The sequence below is a fragment of the Trichocoleus sp. ST-U1 genome (assembly GCF_039961835.1).
Lineage (GTDB): Bacteria > Cyanobacteriota > Cyanobacteriia > Cyanobacteriales > FACHB-T130 > FACHB-T130.
Map to the genome: position 1 here is coordinate 1 of NZ_JAMPJZ010000045.1, position 21,644 is coordinate 21,644.

At 42.5% G+C, this 21,644-nt stretch carries 19 protein-coding genes and 1 pseudogene; 1 reads left to right on the plus strand and 19 read right to left on the minus strand.

All coding sequences use genetic code 11. The features are described from left to right. Both NDA06_RS16335 and NDA06_RS16340 read right to left on the minus strand, forming a co-directional pair. A pseudogene (locus NDA06_RS16335) lies at positions 1 to 940 on the minus strand (hybrid sensor histidine kinase/response regulator); the annotation flags it as partial. After that, a complete protein-coding gene (locus NDA06_RS16340) occupies positions 925 to 1,725 on the minus strand; it encodes an alpha/beta hydrolase (protein WP_190986065.1) in 801 nt (266 codons plus the stop codon). The pseudogene NDA06_RS16335 and the gene NDA06_RS16340, both read right to left, overlap by 16 nt. 564 nt (positions 1,726 to 2,289) lie before the next feature. Here NDA06_RS16340 and NDA06_RS16345 point away from each other — a divergent pair. Beyond that, positions 2,290 to 2,988 carry a hypothetical protein gene (locus tag NDA06_RS16345; protein WP_190986064.1) on the plus strand — a complete coding sequence of 233 codons (699 nt, stop codon included), beginning with the start codon at positions 2,290 to 2,292 and terminating at the stop codon, positions 2,986 to 2,988. 44 nt (positions 2,989 to 3,032) lie between these two features. Here the strand turns inward: NDA06_RS16345 and NDA06_RS16350 are convergent, their stop codons facing one another. From NDA06_RS16350 to NDA06_RS16430, 17 genes are all read right to left on the minus strand, one after another. Further along, positions 3,033 to 3,578: a hypothetical protein gene (locus NDA06_RS16350; RefSeq protein WP_199324109.1), complete on the minus strand. Its 546-nt coding sequence runs from the start codon at positions 3,576 to 3,578 to the stop codon at positions 3,033 to 3,035. Between the two features lie 312 nt (positions 3,579 to 3,890). Beyond that, entirely contained in the window at positions 3,891 to 5,111 is a 1,221-nt protein-coding gene (locus NDA06_RS16355) for a glycosyltransferase family 87 protein (protein ID WP_206755374.1), read from the minus strand. A 287-nt stretch (positions 5,112 to 5,398) separates the two neighbouring features. Further along, positions 5,399 to 6,124, minus strand: a complete 726-nt coding sequence (locus tag NDA06_RS16360) for an SDR family oxidoreductase (protein WP_190986062.1) — start codon at positions 6,122 to 6,124, stop codon at positions 5,399 to 5,401. A gap of 31 nt (positions 6,125 to 6,155) precedes the next feature. Further along, complete coding sequence (locus NDA06_RS16365) at positions 6,156 to 7,433, minus strand: DUF4910 domain-containing protein (protein WP_190986068.1); 1,278 nt, start codon at positions 7,431 to 7,433, stop codon at positions 6,156 to 6,158. Between the two features lie 313 nt (positions 7,434 to 7,746). Then, positions 7,747 to 8,688 carry a hypothetical protein gene (locus NDA06_RS16370; RefSeq protein ID WP_190986061.1) on the minus strand — a complete coding sequence of 314 codons (942 nt, stop codon included), beginning with the start codon at positions 8,686 to 8,688 and terminating at the stop codon, positions 7,747 to 7,749. Positions 8,689 to 8,792: 104 nt separating this feature from the next. After that, positions 8,793 to 9,341 carry a dTDP-4-dehydrorhamnose 3,5-epimerase gene (gene rfbC, locus NDA06_RS16375; RefSeq protein ID WP_190412206.1) on the minus strand — a complete coding sequence of 183 codons (549 nt, stop codon included), beginning with the start codon at positions 9,339 to 9,341 and terminating at the stop codon, positions 8,793 to 8,795. Continuing rightward, complete coding sequence (locus NDA06_RS16380; protein WP_190986060.1) at positions 9,338 to 10,579, minus strand: class I SAM-dependent methyltransferase; 1,242 nt, start codon at positions 10,577 to 10,579, stop codon at positions 9,338 to 9,340. Before NDA06_RS16380 ends, rfbC begins: the two co-directional genes overlap by 4 nt. Further along, complete coding sequence (locus NDA06_RS16385; protein ID WP_190986059.1) at positions 10,566 to 11,615, minus strand: SDR family oxidoreductase; 1,050 nt, start codon at positions 11,613 to 11,615, stop codon at positions 10,566 to 10,568. The genes NDA06_RS16380 and NDA06_RS16385 overlap by 14 nt, the downstream gene beginning before the upstream one ends. Before the next feature lie 11 nt (positions 11,616 to 11,626). Continuing rightward, a complete protein-coding gene (lhgO, locus tag NDA06_RS16390) occupies positions 11,627 to 12,841 on the minus strand; it encodes an L-2-hydroxyglutarate oxidase (RefSeq protein WP_190684323.1) in 1,215 nt (404 codons plus the stop codon). Between the two features lie 53 nt (positions 12,842 to 12,894). Beyond that, positions 12,895 to 13,668 carry a glucose-1-phosphate cytidylyltransferase gene (gene rfbF, locus NDA06_RS16395; RefSeq protein WP_190428867.1) on the minus strand — a complete coding sequence of 258 codons (774 nt, stop codon included), beginning with the start codon at positions 13,666 to 13,668 and terminating at the stop codon, positions 12,895 to 12,897. A 308-nt stretch (positions 13,669 to 13,976) separates the two neighbouring features. After that, positions 13,977 to 14,324: an SMR family transporter gene (locus tag NDA06_RS16400; protein ID WP_190412201.1), complete on the minus strand. Its 348-nt coding sequence runs from the start codon at positions 14,322 to 14,324 to the stop codon at positions 13,977 to 13,979. 45 nt (positions 14,325 to 14,369) lie between these two features. Further along, complete coding sequence (locus tag NDA06_RS16405) at positions 14,370 to 14,954, minus strand: YqeG family HAD IIIA-type phosphatase (RefSeq protein ID WP_190412200.1); 585 nt, start codon at positions 14,952 to 14,954, stop codon at positions 14,370 to 14,372. Between the two features lie 52 nt (positions 14,955 to 15,006). After that, a complete protein-coding gene (locus NDA06_RS16410) occupies positions 15,007 to 15,987 on the minus strand; it encodes a decaprenyl-phosphate phosphoribosyltransferase (protein WP_190986058.1) in 981 nt (326 codons plus the stop codon). Between the two features lie 564 nt (positions 15,988 to 16,551). After that, a complete protein-coding gene (locus NDA06_RS16415) occupies positions 16,552 to 17,754 on the minus strand; it encodes a glycosyltransferase family 87 protein (protein ID WP_190986057.1) in 1,203 nt (400 codons plus the stop codon). Positions 17,755 to 18,115: 361 nt separating this feature from the next. Further along, positions 18,116 to 19,420, minus strand: a complete 1,305-nt coding sequence (locus NDA06_RS16420) for a hypothetical protein (RefSeq protein ID WP_190524873.1) — start codon at positions 19,418 to 19,420, stop codon at positions 18,116 to 18,118. A gap of 40 nt (positions 19,421 to 19,460) precedes the next feature. Then, positions 19,461 to 20,327, minus strand: a complete 867-nt coding sequence (locus NDA06_RS16425) for a glycosyltransferase family A protein (RefSeq protein WP_190524875.1) — start codon at positions 20,325 to 20,327, stop codon at positions 19,461 to 19,463. A 74-nt stretch (positions 20,328 to 20,401) separates the two neighbouring features. Continuing rightward, the gene (locus tag NDA06_RS16430) at positions 20,402 to 21,571 is read right to left on the minus strand and encodes a glycosyltransferase (protein WP_190986056.1); all 1,170 of its coding nucleotides are present in this window, start codon (positions 21,569 to 21,571) and stop codon (positions 20,402 to 20,404) included. Between the last annotated feature and the right edge of the window lie 73 nt (positions 21,572 to 21,644).

Sequence of the window (21,644 nt, forward strand, 5' to 3'; positions counted from 1 at the left end):
CGGCTTGATTGATCCACCCTTGCTCCCCACTTTCATCTACAAATACCACTCCCTGATGGATTGTCTCTAACATGGCACCGAAGCGGGCTTGTAGATTCTCCAGCCGTAGGGTGGTATCGCTGAACTGTAGAAGGGTGCGTAACTCGCCAAGTAGCGACTCAATAAATTGGCGCAGACTTGGGGAGATACTGGTCTGGCGATGCCAGATCAGCAAAATTGCACCGCTATGGGGCGCTGATAAAGTCGTGCCCCTACCGGGATACTGAAATGGAAGGATGGCGAGGGATTGAGTCCCTTTAGCGACCAAGACATGAGAAGCACCGGGAGTAGCGGGGTAGTTTGGATAGTAGAGACAGCGATTTTGAGCGATCGCTTTCTCAAACAAGGTGGGCGTTGTCAGTTGATCTGGCAGCGCCTGCTGGGGAATACACACCAAGGCTTCAGCGGTGACATCATCAAGTTGGCGTAGCGCGATCGCTGCGTCGGCACAAACAAACTCCCGCAGTAAGATCAGGGCTTGCCGGATCGGTATATCGGGAGAATTTCTGGTATCGGTATTAGTAAGAGTACTCAGCACCGATTGGGACGCCAACCGCCACTCGATTCCCCGCAGAAAAGAGCCTACAAATGTTCCGAACACAGCCACACTGCCCAGCTCAAGTGACTGGCGGGTTAGCCGCCAATCGCCATGCAGCAGTCCCAGCAACAGAATGTAAAGCCCTGCGGCGGGTGCAACTTGCACCGCTGGTAGGGGTAGAAGCGTGCATATTGTCAAGATGACTGGGGCGACCATCTGCATAGGCTTCCATCCATCCAGCACGCCCAGTCCGATGAAAAAGAGGGTTAGCCAGATTAGGACGGCTCTAAAGGTCGGTAGTCGGTCAGGAGGACAAAGCAGCAACCGCGATCGAAGAAGATTTAAGTTTAAGCGGCGATACATTGGGCAATTGCACTCGTTACCACGTCGGGAGCGCTGATATGCGGTAAGTGTCCTCTAGCAGCGATATTCATCAGCTTACCTTGAGGAATTTTATCTGCCATGTACTGACCAACTTCAGGCGGTACGGCAATATCATCGCTTGCCTGTAAAATCACAGTTGGTACATTCAATCGTGGTAAATCATCTCGGTGGTCAGACTGGAAAATCACTTTAGCGACCGCTTGCGCGATATCTGGACGGATAGCAGCTAGCGTATTAGCAAACTCCGCTGCCAATTCAGGTTTATCCTGAGTAGCCATTGCGATCGGCGCAAAACCGCTAGCCCAAGCATAGTAGTTGGTTGACATGGCTGCATAGAGTGTATCTAAGTCAGACTGCTCGAAGCCACCCACATATCCGACATCGTTGAGATAACGGGGGGACGCATCTAGAAAGATCAGTTGGCTAAAGCAATCAGGCTCGACTAAGGCTGCCAGTAAACTAACCATCCCGCTGACCGAGTGCCCCACCAAGATGCTCTTGGTTAACTTTAACTCGGCACATAAATCCAGCAAATCCTCAGCATAGCTGTATAAACTGCTGTAGCGGCGCGGACTATAGGCAGAAAAATCTGACTTACCTCCCCCTACATGGTCGAACAGCACAATGCGAAAATTAGGTGCGAAGGCTGCTACCTGATGTCGCCAAGCCGTCTGATCCGAGCCAAAACCGTGGGCAAAGATGATTGTCTGGCTGCCATCACCCAGCATCTGGACATTATTACGCTGCATGATGCTCGTTGCCATAGGTAGTTACTCCTGCTCTTTATTAGCTTAATGCAAGACAAAAACTGTACCGAAACCAAACTAAAAGACTTACCTCATTGAGGTTATATTTTAGCGTTCCCTAAAAGCTCAGATATGTAACAGCAGCCATGCGAGAAGCTGTCAATTACTATACCGACTTTCTTAACGCGGTTCCCAAGCCCGATCTAAAGACAATAACCTAACGATCCTTTAAATAATTTTAGGTTGAGGCATACTAAGCCTAATGCAAAAATAAACAGTAACGATAAAACGAACATAACTTAAGCTGACCCAATGACTAGATTACAGAATTTCGCTTGATTGTCTCCCCAACCCTTTGTGGCTCCAACTCTTTTTAGCTGCTCAAGCGATCTATTCGTCTACTGTATTTCTTGAAGTACAGAAAGCTTCAGTACGGGGATAAATCAATGATGTTCCCCAGTTACCTGGACTAGTTCGTTCAAAGTTATTCATACTCAAATACATAGAAATGTAAAAAAAATAAGCATTTATTATTTTTTACATTTTTTTAGCATAGAATTAATACAAAAAGCTTGACTAAAAATGCGTAATTTACAAATAAAAAACATCTGGCAAGACATCAAAAAGCAAATCCTAGAAGACCGCTCCGTTCTTGTTCTTAATGGTCTAGTGCTGTTACTGTTTCTGGGAATGACAGTCTATGTCAAAATGGCAGGCACCTACTACGGTTCAGACTACTATGCCAGAGTTAATTTCATAAAACTTCTATTTGCTGAACCTTTTCGTAAAGACATCCCTTACCTGGCTCTTTTCACTCACTTTTCAGAAATCCTCTGGTGCATCTCTTTAACGATCTGTTTATTTAGCTTTACCTTACTAAAAAGAATTCGTCATAGTCACAAAGGCGATCCCTTTATCCTCTTCTCTGCGATCGCGCTGACTATTTTTCTATTGGATGATATATTTCGGCTCACGTTGACGCTGGATTTATTAGTGGGTATCCCAAAGGTAATTATGTATTCCCTATACGGTCTTGGTTTAGTGAGCTATATCGTTGCATTTTGGCGCAGAATATTATCAACGCCCTATATTCTGTTGCTAGCCGGTTTTAGTTTATTTATAATCTCTGGTATGGCGGACTTATTGCCTATTAAGGGTGAAGGAACTCCAGTTATTTTAGAAGATGGAAGCAAGATATTAGGCTTAGTGAATATTATTCTCTATTTTTGGGACGTATGCGAAAAAGAAGTAATGCGATCGCGCAACCTGTCAAATGAATAAATTGCTTTATAACTATTTTTTATTGTAAGGCTTATTTAAAATTGCTAATTCAGTTTATACAAGCCAAATTCGCTACGAATTGATTTCGTTATAAATCGATAATTGAAGGCTTCTCTTATCTGAGATCGGAGGCTTAACGTGATTCCCGCCTTAGCACCAAATAAAGTGTCGAAACCTGTTGGATAGAGATTTTCTCCATTTCCGATAATATAAACAGCACCTTCAAAGGGTAATTCCTTAAGTCTTTCTCCCTGCTTGCTCTCGGTTAATTTATAAGAATCAAGGCGAATAAGAGAAGTTAGCTTGGCATCTTCCATCTTTTCAGGCAAATTATACAAATCGTACCGGACAATTCGGCAGCTTCCACACGATCTATTGAAAGCATATTTTTTGTAATATATGAGTTGGCTACCCTCCTGATATACATAGCCCTTATCTACAAACCATCCATTAGATTGAGGATGCTTATTAACAAATTCTGCCAAATACTTACTTACACAGTCATCGGCATCAATAGCATTATATGAGAGGGTTTTAGCTGTTGAGCATAGATGAAACCTGTCATCACTTTTTGCAACTTGTCTAAACACTTATATGCCAAATCAGGAGCTTTCTATTTCTCCATAGCCGCAGTTCTTTAAAGCTGGACCTGGCGGTAGTAAATCTACTTCAATGTAGGTAATGTGAGGATGATTCAACTCAATATTTTGGTTTTTGTGACAAACAAAAATCACCCTAAAATCTGGTGAAGTTTGATTGCAGATTGACTTGATACATCTTTCAAATAACTTAAGAACGCGCTCCCAAGAATTTGAAGATTGCTGACTTCTGAGCGGTATAACAAAAACAATCATACTGACACCTTAAGAATTAATGCCATAAAGCATGGTCACAAAGCAGGGTTACAGAGAACCAAGACTACTTTGAGATTGCTGAAAGCGTTTTGAATTCTGCCATCGAGCAGCCAACAAGACTCCCAGTAGTAAGATGCCGCCGAAGAAGTAATGAGAGATAAACACCCTGGATACTAAATAACTCAGAAATTGAGCATTTCCTGGTTTGAAGTAAGCCAGAGTATAGGTAACAGGCAACGATATCAATAAAATGCCTAATATTATTAGGCTAGACCAAAGCTGTTTATTAGGGACTGCTAATTTGTTGCCTAGATAGAGAGATAAAGGTAGTAGCAACAAGAGATAGTAGTGAGTCCAAGAGATAGGACTTGTAAGCAGTGCTAAACAAAGGACAACAGAAAGCTCTAAATTTTCTTCTTCTAATGTGACAGGTTTTTTTGAGCGCCAGCAAATCCAAATAGTCGCACCAAACAGCAGTGAGAGCAATGCGTACCGCACCAGTTTGAACCCCAATCCTACCTCTAGAGGCAGCCACTTAGTAAGACCACCGTCAGTTAGCAAACGAGCTAAGAAGCTATCAAGTGACTGACTGTTGTAGGCGGCGATTGGCTTTCCAGCGTAAGGCTGAATGCACATCTCAAACCAAGTCTGATGTAAATCGAAACCGAACAAAAGGATTGATGCTCCGACAATTGCCAGTAGCGCTGCACTAAACCCCGCCACTACTCGCCATCGACTTCTCATTACAAAGTAAACACCAAAAAGGAACAAGGGAATTTTAATCAAAGCAGCGATCGCTAAGAGCGCACCCGTCCAAATTTCGCGTTTAGCCTGGATGCAAAAAAAAGCTGCGATTAGCAACAACAAGACAAAATGAGTCGAATTTCCTTCTCGCAAATTGTAATAAAGAGGACCATTGATCGCCAATAGTCCGAGTAGGGCGATTTTTTGTTTTTCGGTTGTTAGTTCGCCTAGCTTGATTAGTAAATAGTAAGTGAAGAGAATCGCAATGCCACTTAAAAACATCAGCAGAACGTGGGCGTTTTGCTGACTCAATAATGAAAAAGGAGTAAATAAATAGGCGATTATTGGAATATTTACAAAAGTTCCAGCCGGACAACCTGGTTGTCCTAAGCAATTTTTATCCGGTAGGTATAAATCAGCAGGATTTTCTAGTATCAGACGACCTGCCGGGTAATAAGCTTTGTCGAAGTCAGCAAATAAATTTTGTGCAGGGGGATTAGAAATATTCCATAAAAATAGCATCATAAGTAAGACAGGGAATCCATAGCCTAACCATAAATTCCATCGCTTTTTTAAGTATTTATCAGCAAGGCTATTTAGCCCAACTGCCCCTAAGATTAAAAGAATGAAAATCAAGTAATTTTTCATAGAAAACCTGATTTAACTCCTATAAATGCTATAAAAAGTTCTGAAGATAAGGCCAGACAAATGATATCTCAGCTCGTGAAAACATAAAGTTGAGGATTATGACGCCTATTAAGCCTTTGGTTATTACCCAAATGTGTCTTTGATTCTATGAACTTGAAGGAAATTTAAGCTTTTCTCAAAGGTCGAATGTTGATGTCAGTTACTTCGGCGGTGCGGGGCAAACTGAGGGCATTGAGTACCACGGCGGCTACATCTTCTGGTTGCAGCAAGCGATCTGGCTGGTATTCTCGACCCTCCATCTCTTGAACCGATGCTTGCATGGGACTAGCAGTGCGTCCGGGGTAGATACTGAGAACGCGCACGCCATCTGCGTTGACTTCTTCTCGCAGACTGTCAGCGATCGCTTTCAGTGCATGCTTGGTCGCAGCATATTGTCCCACACCGCCTCTGGCATTCAAACCCACGGTCGAGTTGAGGAAAGCGATCTGACCCTGACGAACTGTTAGCATCGGCAATAAGGCTTGTGTCAGCGCATAAGGAGCGCGAACATTGACACGGTACTGCCAGTCAAAGTCTTCTAGAGAGGCGGTTTTCATCTGCCCTAAGGTGATAACACCAGCACTATGAACGAGCAGATCAACCTCTCCTACATCTTGCTCAAGACGAGTTTTTAGCTGCTGAATGTCTTCGTCTAGTGTCAGGTCAACTTGATACAGCAGAACTTTGGATGCAGTTGCTTTAGCAGTTTCGGCAACTGCCTCTAGCGCTTCTAAATTACGTCCCACCAAGCAAAGCGTTGCTCCTTGTGCTGCCAAACCGAGAGCGATCGCTTTGCCAATTCCGCTACTCGCTCCCGTTACAACTGCAATTTGGTCTTTTAAGGCTGACATTCAATTTTGGATGCAAGGATTTAGATTAATCTCAGCTGACGGCTGCTGATTTCAAACACTCTTTCAATAAATCATGTTCTAGTAAAGCATCTGCTGCTCTTCTAATCTCATCAAATGCTAAACCCGACCTGTCTGCTATGTCTAGCAAGGTATGATTGCCATCGGCTAAATTCAAAACCCACAAAATTGCCATTTCATTCAGTGCCCCCTCTTTCTGCCCGCCAATTCCTTTATATAGACCCCTTTTTCCCAGTCTCGGCTCGCATTTAGGATTTTGATTTAAGTAAGTCCCATTGCCTTCCAAAACGTGGAAAATTGACAAACATTTAGAGAATGAGTCAGCCAGATATTGCGGTTGCACAAAATCTAGATTATCTGCCGATGTGTGGTATTCGGGAAACTCACCGTGCTGCGATCGCATAAAACAACCCACAGCCAGATTGAACCCCGGCGAACAATACTGCCGCTCATCGTAGCCATAGGGGAAGAAATCTATAATCTCATGCTCTTGCCCCGAATGCTTTAAAACGTGAAGGCTGGCTCTATCGATTTGAGCATCACCTTGGCGGCTTCTCTTATAAGTAACTTTGCCTGGATCTCCCACACATGTTAGTACCAATCCGTGTTTAATTTTTTGGGCTTGGGCTTCATTTAAACACAGCCAAGTAATGGAACCAATCGTTCCCGGAATAAATAGAAATCGGTAAGAGTATCTCAGAGAAATCGAGCTGAGATGTTTTGCTAAATAGGCACTTAGAGCGATGCCCGATAGATTGTCGTCGCAGAGAGATGGATGACAAGCATGGCAGGAGATTAAAACTTCGTCTGGGCTTTCTCCCTTGATGTAATACTCGCCATAAGTCAGGCTTCCTGGTTCTAAAGATGAATCAATGCAGACTTCATACTCTTCATCTTTTAGTTCTAAAAATTGCTTGTGGCTCAAACAAAAGCCCCAAGTTTCTTTATAATAAGAAGTTCGATAAGGAATCCACTCAGGAGTATCTGGTAGGGTAAACAGGTGTTCTTTCAGTTCCTGGAAGGGCATTTTTTTCCGAACCGGCACGCTGTAATTGACAACATGCAAGTTAGATTTTTGGAAGTCTACGACTCGCTCACCTTGGGAATTTTTGATGTAGGCATCTTTAATGTTCCACTCCTTCGGAACCGTCCAGTCGAACACTTCCGTTCCCGTCGGTACCTCGTGAATTTCTAAAGGAATGAGTTCTTGAATAATCTTGAGAGTTTCTCGAAAGCCATTTCCTGTAATACTGCGGCAAATCGGATATAGCTTTGAGATCACCTGGTACATCTCGTTGCCAATATCATCAGGGTTAAGAACTCTCTTTAGATCGGTGAGGTTCACAGCTTTAAGCCTCTTTTGCAAAAAATCAAGGGCAACTCGAACGTCCTTAATACTAGCTTCAGCACCCGTAAAGTTAGCACTGATTTTAGCGACCTTTACAGGATTGTTAGTTGCTGCATCAGATGGCAATACATCTGAGTGGGTCATTTCAGCTCTCGGAGATCCCCCCAATTGCCTTTTAAAAAGGGATTGGGGGAGATCCTAAACCGAAGAGGGCATCATCTGGAGCTGGAAGTGTTTGCTGAATGCTCGTTAACTTCTAACGAACAGAGTTTAGGACTTCCGCTGGAGGTTGGAACACAAGCCCCTCCTCACTGGGTGGTGGCTCGTTTTCGTAGAGCGCAATGATGTCATCAGGAATGCGAGTGAGATCGCTACCCCGCATGAGTTCTCTGAGCGTAGTGCCCTGAGGCGCGGAGTCGAGATTCGGTGCGCCGCCCTTAGCGATAACATCGTCGAGGTGTACAGTTCTGAAGTCGATGCTAAAGCGCGTGCGTCCGGAGGTGTTGGGCACTGTCCAATGCAGCTGTGCGCCAGAGAAGAGGATGATTCCGCCTGGTTTGGTAACGACTCGGAGCTGCGGATCGAGATCGACGTGTTCTAATGGGCGGGGCTGCTTCCGGGTATCTTTCTTTATGTGCTGGGCGGCGTTTTTCCGCCCCTCCCGGTTCCACTCATAGTGGTTGTACTCGCTAGAGCCATTTTTTACTGGCTGGCTCCAGTAGCGGGGCTGAAATGCCATCGAACTCTCGGATTCATAGTCGTAGATGGGAAGCCACCAGTTCATCTGGCAGAGAGGAGCGGCGTACCAGGTATCACGATGCGGGTGCAGCGGATAAGCAACCCCTGCGTTGAGGTAGGTGCCATCACACACAACCCTCATGCGCGGAACGTCGAAATAGGTTTTGTTCATTTCGCAGCCAAGATCCTCTAGCAGTTCCCGAATCAGCTGCTTTGACTTGGGGTGATGGATAAATCTGGGCTTGAGCGGAGCGACAATCTCCACAAACTTTTCGACGGGGAGGCTAAATTGTGCTTCTCGTGGATCTAGAGAACCAAACGCTTCTTGGGTGAGTTCGCGAGCTAATTCGCACAGCGCGATCGCACTTGGACGGGGTGAGAAGACGAAAATCTGTCCGTTGAAAAGATGTTTTCGCCTCACCTCATCGTTAACATCAGAATCGAAAAAGATTGTGTTCACTTTGCTATTTCCTTAAGGGTTGTAGCGCTCCATTCACTCTACATTATCCAAACATTGAGCGGGTAGTTCTGTATCGAACAACTCGCTCAATAGTTAGAAAAAAATTATGCCCCGACAAGAACATAAGAGCTGAACAAAGGCCAGGATAAATCTTTTTCGGAAATTTCACTGACGGGTAAGGGCCATTCAATCCCCAGGATGGGGTCGTCATAGTGCAGCCCGCGCTCATACCCTGGTGTATAAAACTCGCTCATCTGATATACCACTTCGGCGTCATCGGTTAGGGTTTGGAAACCGTGGGCAAACATTTCAGGAATATACAGGGCACGTCGGTTTTCAGCGGTTAGTTCGATGCCAACATGACACAAATACGTGGGCGATTCTGGACGCATATCGACGATTGCATCGTATATGGCACCACGGGTACAGCGAACTAATTTTGTTTCGCTGGCGGGGGCTGCTTGATAATGCATACCCCGCAACGTCCCTTTTTTGTAGTTCACGGATAGGTTGCATTGGGCAACGTTTGGCTTTAATCCACGATCTGCAAATTCATTGGCACAAAAAGTCCGAGCAAATAATCCTCGATTATCTTCTCGTTGCTCTATGTCAATAATAAAGGCACCCTTGAGTTTGGTTTCGGTGAATATCATAGGTAAACTTGCACTTCTGGAATTGGGACTACAAATTTGCCTCCCCACTCTCGAATAAATGCCATCTGCTGCATAATTTCCTCTTTGAGGTTCCAAGGCAAAATTAGCAGGTAGTCAGGCTGTTTTTCGCGGATTTCGTCGGGGTTGAGGACGGGGATATGAGTGCCGGGTAGAAAGGTTCCTTGCTTGTGAGGGCTGCGATCTACCGTAAAATCAACAAAGTCTGTGCGAACTCCACAATAATTTAGGAGGGTATTGCCTTTGGCTGGGGCACCATACCCTGCGATCGCTTTCCCCTGTTGTTTCGCTTCAATCAAAAAAGTCAGTAGCTTGCGCTTGGTTTCTTTGACTTTTTCTCCAAAGGTCAGATAGGTGTCTATCTTATCTAAGCCTGCCTGGGTTTCCTTGGATTTTAATTGATTGACGCGATCGCTCATGGCTGGCTCAGCCGCATTGTCATGCTTGCCGTAAATTCGTAGCGAACCGCCGTGAGTCGGGATTTCTTCGACATCAAATAAGGTCAAACCGTGAGCTGCAAAGATTTTTTCGACGGTTAAGAAGGAGAAGTAGGAAAAATGCTCATGATAAATTGTGTCAAACTGATTTTGCTGCATCAGCTGTAACAAATGGGGAAATTCCATTGTCAAGATGCCATCTGGCTTCAAGGCTATCTTCATTCCCGCTACAAAATCATTCACATCCGGAACGTGGGCGAGGACGTTGTTGCCCAACAACAGATTGGCTTGCTTCCCCTCTGCTGCCAGTTCCTTAGCTGTTTCCACCCCAAAGAACTTGACTAAGCTGGGAATTCCTTTTTCCTCTGCAACTTTTGCTACATTTGCCGCTGGTTCGATTCCTAAAACCGGGATTCCCTTTTCATGGAAATACTGCAACAGGTAGCCGTCATTACTAGCAATTTCAATGACTTGATGATTTTTGTCAAACCCAAACCTTTCTACCATCAAGTCCGTGTAAGCTTTGGCATGACGCAACCAACTGTCTGAGTAAGAAGAAAAGTAAGCGTAGTCTCCATCCCCAAAGATATGATCGGGAGATTCAAACTCTTCTAGCTGCACCAAAAGGCAACTTTCGCAAACATAGGCATGAAGTGGGTAACTTTTTTCTGCCCGACGCAGCTGTTCTGGTGTTAGGTAGTCATTGGCAATGGGTGACATCCCTAGATCGGCAAAGGTGTGCTCAAGGGATTTGCTGCAAAAACGACACTTAGCGCTCGCCATGATTTAATAACTCCTTACTCCAGAAAAAATCTCGATCAATTTGTTGAGTGCGAATTAGGTACTCTAGCTGCTTCAAGCGAGTGAACCCTCTGAACAAGAAGATGTCTTCAGTCATATCAATTTGCTTGAACAAATCGAATAACTGCTGGGCACCCCGTTGGGCATCCCATTCACACTTAAATCCCGGTAGGGTTTTGTTAATCTTCTCGAAAGAAACTCGATAGCTGCGGTTATCCGAGCCATTTTCTCCAAAGGTTAACTGGCATCCTTGGAAGACTGAGGCAATAATTTCCGCAATTTCTTTAACTCGATAGTTATGAGCGGTGTCTCCGACGTTGAAAATTTGGTTGTGAACAATGTCACGGGGTGCTTCTAGGGTGCAGATAATTGCCTTACAGATATCAAGGGCGTGAACCAACGGACGCCAGGGAGTTCCGTCGCTGGTCATTTTGATTTCTTTCGTTGTCCAAGCTAAGCCCGCCAAGTTGTTTAAAACAATATCAAAACGCATTCTGGGGGATGCCCCAAAAGCGGTGGCATTTCGCAGAAAGGTCGGAGAAAAATTGTCATCGGCGAGTGGTTTGACATCTCTTTCTACGAAGGTTTTACATTCCGCATAAGCAGTTTGGGGATTGACAGGAGACTCTTCAGTCACATCGTCTTTTGTTGCTACGCCGTAGACGCTGCAAGAAGACATATAAACGAAGCGCCGCACACCCGCTGCCTTCGCTAGATTGGCAAGGCGAACTGAACCTTTATGGTTAATGTCGTAGGTGATATTGGGTGAGAGTTGTCCGGCGGGATCGTTGGAAAGTTCTGCCATGTGAACAATTGCCTCGACCCCCTCTAAGTCTTCTGGTGTGATGTGCCGCAAATCTTTGTTGAGGGTTTTGGCAGTTAAATCGGTGGCGTTATACAGCCAACCTACTTTGTAGAAGCCGGTGTCTACCCCGATCGTTTCGTGTCCGCGTTTCATCAAAAGGGGGGCGAGTAACGAGCCAAGATAGCCTTCTGTTCCGGTTACTAATACTTTCATTCGTTCAATTCCTAAACGCTAACAGTTGTTTGTAGGGGTTGGGGTTCCGGAATTTGCTCTACGATTGCTTTGCCAATTTCCAGGGAAGAGGTAGCCGCGGGGGAAGGCGCATTGCAAACGTGGACGGAGCGATCGCCTTTGACAATTAAAAAGTCGTCCACTAACTTGCCATCGTTCATCAAAGCTTGAGCGCGAACCCCAGCGTGGGTGGGAATTAGGTCATCCGATTGCACTTCCGGAATCAGCCTTTGCAAGCTCCGCACAAAGGCGGCTTTACTGAAAGAGCGAATGATTTCCTGAATGCCTTCGTCGGCGTGTTTTGCCGCTAGTTTCCAAAAACCGGGATAGGTCATCACTTCAGCAAAATCCCGCAGATTAAAGTCTGTCTTTTTGTAGCCTTCACGCTTGAGGCTGAGAACGGCATTGGGTCCTGCGTGGACGCTTCCATCAATCATCCGGGTGAAATGAACGCCTAGGAAGGGAAAATCTGGGTTAGGAACCGGATAAATCAGGGTTTTGACGAGATAGCGTTTTTCTGGCGTGAGTTCGTAGTATTCTCCCCGGAACGGGACAATTTTCGCTTGTGGATCGACGTTTCCTAATTTGGCAACGCGATCGCTATGCAGTCCGGCACAATTGATGACAAAGTGCGTTTCAAACGTGCCGTTATTTGTCTCAAGTACCTGATTCTCGCCCGTTCCAACAATTTTCTCAACTTTGGTATTGAGGCGAAGTTCTCCACCTTGGGCTTCAACTAGCTCAGCATATTTCCGAGCCACCTGCTTGTAATCGGCAATCCCCGTTGCGTACACCCGAATACCCGCGATACAGGCGACATGAGGTTCAATTTCTTTGACTTCCTCTGCACTAATCTTGCTAATCTTTAACCCATTTTCCAAGCCGCGTTGATAGAGGCTTTCTAATCGTGGCAGCTCTTTTTCCTCCGTTGCCACAATTACTTTGCCGCAGACTTCGTGTGCAATGCCATGCTCTCGGCAGAATTCTACCATTGAGCGGCTTCCTTCTCGGCAAAATTTAGCTTTGAAACTTCCTGGTTTGTAATAAATGCCAGCGTGAATCACGCCACTATTATTGCCAGTTTGGTGATAAGCCCACTGGCTCTCTTTTTCCAGCACCACTATACGGGCAGAGGGATAGCGTTTGCCTAAAGCCATTGCTGTAGAAAGTCCAACAATCCCGCCGCCAATAATTGCAAAATCATACATAAGAATTCTTGCCCCTGCAACTGAAATGGATGAGTGTTTATCCTAAAAATTTGTTACCAAACTTTCCAAGGAGCATTCCCACTCTTCCAAAGTTCTTCTAGGTAGTTCTTATCTCGTAAAGTATCCATTGGTTGCCAAAAACCAGGATGTCTGTAAGCAGCCAGATGTCCATCTTGAGATAATTTTTTCAGGGGTTCTTGCTCCCAAATTGTGGTGTCATCTTCAATATAATCAATGACTTCCGGCTCTAGAACAAAGTAACCCCCATTAATCCAAGCACCATCCCCTTCAGGCTTCTCCCGAAAAGTGGTAATTTTATGTTGATCGGGTTCTAAAGAAATCGCTCCAAAACGTCCCGGTGGCTGAGTTGCAGTCAAGGTTGCCAAACACTTTTGCTCTCGATGAAAGTCTATTAGCTCTTGAATATTGACATTCGCTACGCCATCTCCATAAGTAAAGCAAAAGGTTTGATTCCCAATATGCTCTCTAACTCGCTTTAAGCGTCCTCCGGTCATCGTTTGATCTCCGGTATCTACCAACGTGACTCGCCAGGGTTCGGCATAGCCACAATGCACATTCATTTGGTTAAACCGCATATCAAACGTGACATCGGACATATGTAAGAAGTAGTTGGCAAAATACTCCTTAATTACGTAGCCTTTATAACCACAGCAGATAATGAAATCGTTGATTCCATAAGCTGCGTAAATTTTCATAATATGCCACAGCACAGGTCGTCCACCAATTTCCACCATCGGCTTTGGTTTGATTGTGGTTTCTTCCGTGAGTCGAGTTCCAAGGCCTCCAGCCAGTATCACTGCTTTCATGCGATCGCCTCTTTTTTCATGAAAATGAATCTATACCTTTAGATAGATTCATGTATAATAGAAATGTATTGTTAGTCGAAAAAATCAATTTTCTCTAATTAAATATTCTAAGCGGAAAATACTGAGATATCTGTAAAGATACAGTAAACAAATAGAGGGTCTTTATTAAAACTTTAAAAAGTTGAGCCTCTAGTAGTTTTAAATTTTTAACTCATAAAAACAGCAAAAAAATCGCAAAATCGACTAATTTTGCGATTCAAGCTTGTAGGCTAGAGCAGTAGCCTAGAAGGTTGCCGATAGAATACTAACTATGTTATTGAAGACAATCTGCCAAAAGCGATCGCGCAAATTCCACTGATCATCAATCCCACTCCCACCCAATCAACCGGAGAAACTTTCTCCCTGAGAATAACTGCTCCGGCAATCGTCGTTGCTACCACCGTTAAGCCAATCACCACTGGATAAGCAACTGATAAATTAAACTTCCCCAAAACTAAAATATAGAAAACTGTACTGAGACCATAAACTAAAATCCCACCCAGCAAGTAAAGATTTAAGGGATTTTGACCGGCTCCCAATTTTAACAATGTTTGTGCGAGAGTATTTAAGCCAACGGTCAGCAAGATTAAAAAAGGAAATAGAAGATTAGCTAACATAAACAACGACACTTTCTTGGATATTCAGCTTGCTTAAGCCATCGCTTAATAAAAAGAATCAAAATCCCAAAGCTCGCGGTCGTTAGGCCACGGTGTTTGGACTCGTTTTCCCAGGAGTTTTTCCCACCATCGAAAGGGATGAGGAAGCGTGGCAACTTGGATGCTCGCACAGCCGCTTAGCCATGCCCCTAACACATCTGTATGACGGCTATCACCAATAACGACAACTTGTTTTGGTTTAAGCCGCATATATTTGATGGCTTTACGGAAGGCAAAAGGAAAGGGTTTCTTGGCTGGGTTGATTGCTGGAATCTCTAAACGATGGGACCAAGCCTTTACCCGATACCGGCGCTTGCCATTCGAGAGAATGAAAAATTGAAATCCTTGTAATTTTGCCTGTTCGATCCAAGCTTCGGCACCAGGAGACACGTAGCGATCGTCTTCAGAAACAATGGTGTTGTCTAAATCGATAATAATCCCTTGAATTCCGCAAAGCTTTAGCCAGTCAAGCTCTATGGCTGCCAAGCTGTACGCCTCTCTCGGAAAACTGTAAGGCCCCTGGTTGACAGCCGGTTTTTTAGATTTTTGTTTAACAGAGCGGGAAAAGAACAGAGACACTCGGTTTAACATTTGGTCATTTCACTCACAGCCACAACAAGTTCAGAGACTAACAACTCAAAAATTACTCGATTAGCCCTTGACGTTTCACGAATAGAATGACAAAGCTGGTAACGATCCAAAAGAGTACCGTCAGGAGAATCGGCACGTCTTTTAATAAAATTTCCTCCGGACGCTCAGTCTGTCCTCCTTCGTCATCGATATCGCTTCTCCGAGCGATTTCTTGCGGATCGCTCAGTAGCTGATAGCGGAAAACCCCGTATAAAACAAAGGGTAATGTAAGTAACATCCAAGGTGTTGATGCTCCACGAACTTGAGGTCCGGAACTCCAGATCGCGTAGGTCATGACTGCGCCGGTTGTCACTGTATTTTCCATGCGGCTGAGTAGAGGCAACGAGTAGCGTTTCAGTACAGACCGGGTCTTGCCACCTCTAATTGACAATAGCCGCAGTTCTGCTTTGCGCTTTTCCACACCCAGAAACAAAGCCAGCATAGCAGTACACAGGAGAAACCAGGGGGATAAAACAATGTTTGTTGCAGCAGCACCTGCATAGGCTCGCAAGACAAAACCCATTGCGATCGCAATAATATCCAAAATCACAGTCCGCTTCAGCCGCAGGTTATAGGCAATTTGCAGCAGTGCGTATGCGGTGATGGTTGCTCCCAAGTAGGGCGATCGCAACCAGCCGACAATTAAACCAGTACCCAGCAAACAGACTGCCATTACCATCGCCACTGGTACGCTGACTAAGCCTGCGGCAATGGGTCGCTTACTCTTGACTGGATGTAGACGGTCAGCTTCTACATCTGCAATGTCATTGAGTAGATAGAAGCTACTCGAAGTCAAACAGAACAAAGCAAACGCCAGTAAAGAGCCTAGCAAAGATTCCAGATTAATACTGAAAGCAAACAAGGGCGCTGCAAAAACAATCAGATTTTTTGTCCACTGGCGTGGTCTTAAAGCTTTAATATAAGGAAATTTTATAGAATTATCAGCTAGCTTAGTTGAATTTTGTTTATCACTAGGAAATCCGGGAATTTTCATTTGCTTTTAAACCTTTTTTCTGATAGAAATAATTTCTTTAGGCAGATTCACTGCAAAACTTCGTTTTAAAGTAACCCAGCTTGTAGTAAATACTACAGTCAACAACACCACGGTTTAAATGACTTTTATTCCCAATCTGTGGATGCATCTGTATGTAGTCAATGATTTCCGACTTTAGAACTCAATACCCACTTTACTCTCCTAAGTACCAATTCCTCCAGTAAGCAGCGCTGCTTTCATGCAATAACCTCGTAATTCTCACAGAGAGTAGCTTTTTTATCTAGATGTACCAGTTTAAGCCGAGATTAAATAAGAAAAAATTTAATCGCTTATTCCGTAATGATTTTAGTCTAAAAATCGTTAATAAACTATCAAGACTCCATAAATATGCATTCTTTTATATAAAGATTTGGCAAAGCAGGCAATTTCTCACGTAGCTCCCTAATTTCGTAAGAGCATTCAAAAAAAATACCCAGGTAAGTTGCACAATCGTTGATAACCAGGATTTTAAGTAAGCTCTGATAATTTCAAAGGTTATTTGCAGCAAATCGCCACTAATTGTTACTACTCAATAGCTACGTTATTTTGAGGGTTATCGTTACCCTCATTTATCTCATATTTCGTACCCCTTAAAATGTATAGACATACTAAAACCATTAAACCGCCAGCCAGTAAATAAGACAGAAAAATGTTTAGGGGGAGAAAAGCTATTTTTTTGTACGCTAAATCCTTAGCGATCGCAAAATAATTACTGGTTAAGAAATAACTTATAGCCAGGAAATAAATCGTAAACTTTCCTAATACTTTTTTTGTTAATAAATAAGGAAGTAAAAAAGCATAAATTGGCAAAAGAATCCCATAATGATGTTCCCAAGCAATTGGAGAAGCAATTGTGGAGGTTAATGCAATAATAGAGAAATCCGTGATACTTCCTTTCTCACTCGTTAGCATTGGCAAGAATAGAGCTGCTGAAATTAAAGCGATTGAACTTAGTACTGTTCCCAAGTAAACCCAAGGGTTATAGGGCGGGAAAGAATTATGATTAAAGTTAAGAATGGGATCGTTAAATAACCATCTATTTAAAACACCATTAATTGATTGGTTTGTAAAAAAAGTTTCGCCGTGCTTGGAAATAAATGATAATACGCTTAAGTAGTTAACATGATCTGCAAAGCCAATTAAGGATATTGAAACTATCAATCCAAGCGAGCTTGTGGCGATAAATCCCAGAGTAAAGCTCCATTGCTTACGCAAAATTCCCCATATCAAAATCAGAGCATACTGGGGCTTAATCAGGCACATTATTCCTCCTAAAATGCCTGCGATTTTTTTTCTATCTGTCATCCAACACCAAAAAAGCACAGCAAACAAAGCATTAAGCCAACACTGAATCTGCCCTAATGTATAGGCTTTCACTACCGGGTAAAAACTCAAACTTAAACAAACTAGGAAAAAATTGATAGCAATTCGCTCGAATCTCGGTATTGCTCCGTTTTCTTTCCATTTGTGCTTTTTTAAACTTAAATTAAATATTTGAATAACAAAAGAAATCGTTAGGATAATAAAATTCCATGAAATAAATTTTAAAGTATTAAATATAGATAATCCAATATTTCTTAGAAATCCCTCAACTACATTTATTTTTAGAAAATAGAAGACCAGCAGAGAGGTAGGGGGATACTGAAATTTTGTTTGTTCTTCAAAAAAAACCTTAGAGTATAATAATTGCTGATGCTCGGATTGAATATAGTTGAACGCTTCTAGCATGGGTTCCCATGAATCATTGATGGTTCGCCCGTACCGCAAGAAGATTTCAGTTCTAGATAATCCTAGGTCTTTCCACTCTGTAGAAAACAGGGTTATTAATATAAAATTAACGACGACAACATTAGCAAACGTAAAGAGCAAGAGGTTTCGATTTAAAGGATTTAATCTTCGCCAATAGTTCAGTAAATTGACTAAAATAAGCGAAAAATACATATGCTTCTTCTATACTCCTTGATTAGATTTGAATTTGAGATTTTTGTTAGTTCGCTTTTTTAGCCCTATCAACTCCTTTAATCAGTTCAAGCTAGCTTACGGCAAATTCGCAATACTTAAACATGCCCTATCTTGACTACGAAACTCGTTATACTTTGTTCAAGCTTAAATTTGATTGTTGATACAAGGAAACTAACGTGTCAACGAATTGTGCATTGTTTAAAAGTTGGGTGATTACAAACAGTAATAACAAGGCATTTAATACTTTTGAGCTAATCCCTTCTGCATGACTATAGAATTTTAGAGAAAGAGCCACCCAACTCAATACTAAAAAAGTCCAATTCGGAGTAAACAAGAACAGCTCATAGTCTTTTCCATAAATATTATGTAGTAAAAAATTAAATAAAATACAAAAAATTAAACTCCTCATTATCGGCATTTTATCGGCGCGAAACTTAATAAAGGCATAAAGACTCCAAAGGAGTAAAACTGTCCACAGCAAAAAAGCGATAATGCCTGGTATGTAAAGTGCTGTAATAGATGGAGGATCGAAGTTCACCCAAGGTGCAGGTGCAGAATTAAGTTTTACCCAAGAAGGTGGGTTATCTTCAATAGTTCTCCATATATGCGGCTTAATGGCAATAAAATTGAATATAAAAATATATCCTAGCAATTTTAGGATTCTCGAAAAAATACTGCTAGATTGAGCGGGCAAATTTACATAATCTCCCTCTTTAGAGTAATAACTTCCTGGAATAAAAAATAGATCGACACTTGGATATATCAACTTCTGCAAGAGGTTCAAAGCAATAGCACCAGACAAAACTAACCCGATGAAAATAATCAGTTTTGTAAAAACTTTTTTATTAAAGCTACCCTGATAGATGCTGAAAAAATAGGCAATAATCCCCTGCACTACGTTACTTATTACCATGCCGAGCGCAAAAATAGTTGCTGGAACCATGTAGATTAAGCTGCCTGGGTAAGCAACTGCCAGCAAATAAATAATAATCAGACTACAGGCAGCGAAAATAAACGTATCGGGAACCGAACTGAAAAATATATGAGATGTAGATAATCCTAAGATAGCCGAGTAGAGAATGGCGTGAAAAGGCTTAAACCCCAGTTTTTGGAAAAAAACTAAGGTTAAAACAACGCAAACAGCTCCAAAAAAGGTACTAAATAGTATGCCAACAATTTCCCCAGAACCAATTATTTTTTTGAGTAAAAATCCTAGAGGATTAAAGACAAGAATAAATAAAGGATGAGTATGAGTGCGCCAAAAATTAATTTTATACGTGGTTAGTTGAGTAATAACTCGATGATAATCTGAATGAAATAGTAAGTCGGAACGCTTGACTCCAAGTACTCCGGTAAAAAAAAGAGACAAACTGGAGAAAAGGTAAAGTATCCAAAAGGTTAGAAATGTTCCAACTCTAATTCTTGAAAACATTTAAGATTCTGTCCTGTATCTCAGACAATAATTGCAATTCTTAGAAGGCTAAAATTCGGTACTTAACGCAACCTTGTAAACGTCCTATACGCCAAGCCAAATCTTTTACCCATTTACTACGGGTTTCCTTAGTGAATACTTCTTTTGGAAGGCGCTTTAACAAGTGCAACCAAGCTTTTCCACTGGTCTTCCATGAAAGCTGGGGCATACCCAAGGGTTGATACTTTTTATATAGAAAAACATCATACTCTCCCCACAGGCGTGCCTGCTTGTACATACCGTTCAGAGTGCTGCGGAGCCGGTAATGAACGACTGCGTCTTTTACAAAGTGAAGTTTTACCCCGGCAAGTTGGAGCCGCCAACAATAGTCTACATCTTGCAGCCGGATCATGTTTTCATCAAAACCGCCGATAGATTCGTGCAGCGAGCGTTTAACACCAAGATTGCAGCTACCTGCAAAAGGCAGATAAGGAGGATATTTGTATTCAAGAAGCTCATTTCGCTGCTTAAGTGTATAAACTTTTTGTACCCAAGGTTCGTTAAGCTTTTGATATTCAAGGCGACCTGCTACAAATTCATACTTCGAGAGCGCTTCCCCCATAGCAGCAACCCATCCAGGAGCCACTTCGTCGTCAGCATCGCAGAACACCAGTGCGTCGCCAGTCGCCGCTTTTGCAGCAGTATTCCGTGCATAGGAACGCCCTTGCTGTTTAGATGAATCAACGATGCGGAGATTGGGTAACCGTTCTTTATATTGTTCCACAATTGCTAATGAATCGTCAGTGGAGCCGTTATCGGAGATAATTAATTCCCATGAGTTAAAGTAGTCTTGGTTTGCCAATGCTTCAAGTTGAATTGCAAGGGTATCTGCTGCATTAAAACAGGGAATAATAATACTTAACTTCATAAATCAATCTTCCGCTTCGCACCCGTAGCTATATTAAGTAATTTTATGTACTAGCTACTTAATATATTTGACACTTATTCTCTTTGCAAGTCATCTTCAACTTTATCTAAGACTTTAGTCACAACCTCCTGATATCGAGTTAGGCTAAAAGTATTCAACGCTTTCATGCGAGTCTGTTCCCAATCCACAGGAGGAGTTGTACCATTGACAATCGCAAGAATTGTTTGGGCGATTGATTCACCTGTTGGTTCGCAAGTCCAAAAGTCCACTTCTGGGTCGAAGAATTCTTTTAAACCAGGAAAGTTCATATTCAAGGTTGGTATTCCCATTGCAAGGGATTCGACTAATTTATTGGGGGTTGCACTATTACGCGCCCTTTCGTTATTACCAAATACACCTAGGGCTAGGTCGCAATTTTCTACTAAATATTTAGGTAGAGATCCATCAGAAAACTTTAAATCTTTTCTAAGAAAAACGCGATCGCTTAGTTCCTCTTGCTTGATTTTCTTTTCGTAGGCATGAAACCGTTCTGCATATCCAGATCCATAAGCACCAAATAAATTGCAAGTAAACGGTATCTCTTTTTCCTTTAAAATTTTCATGGCTTGTAATATATTATCTATTCCGTGTAGAGGAAGAATTGTTCCCCACCAGCAGATATTTAGGATACCATCCCCCATAAATTGTCTTTTAAGGCTTAGTCTAGATTCGGTAAATAAAGGAGCAATAAAAACTTTATTTTGATCGAGTTCAACGTCTAAAACTTTTGCCCAATAAGCAAGTTCATAAGCGGACAGGTGAATTATATAATCTGTTTTCGTAAACGCTAGGATATCTTTCTTCAATATTTCTTTGGCTGCTTTACTTCCTTCTTGGATGTCATCTTTATTTCTTACATAAGTGTCATACATTGATATGTATGGTTCTATGACCACTTTATTTTTAAAGATTTTTGACACCCACAAAGCGCTTTGAATAAAATTAGCGCTCATTGGCAATACGTAGATTACGTCTGTCAAAGCTGCTTTTACAAAAAGCTCTATGAGATAAAATTTAGAGAAAACTTTGCGAATAAACTGAGTGAAAAAAGTTTGTCTTCCTCTTCCTCGGAGGTAAAAATCTGGATAGACGAAGGAAACATAGTATCCAGAATCCAACAAAAACTTGAGCAAATTTTCGCAACGATAAGCTCCATGTACATTTCCATAGAGCAAAATCTTGATTTTTTTCTTGAAAATTGACATGGTTGATGCAGCTACCCTTTTAAAAACCAGTTCAACCAGGCGAAACTTAGCACGTCTATGTCAAGTTTAGTTC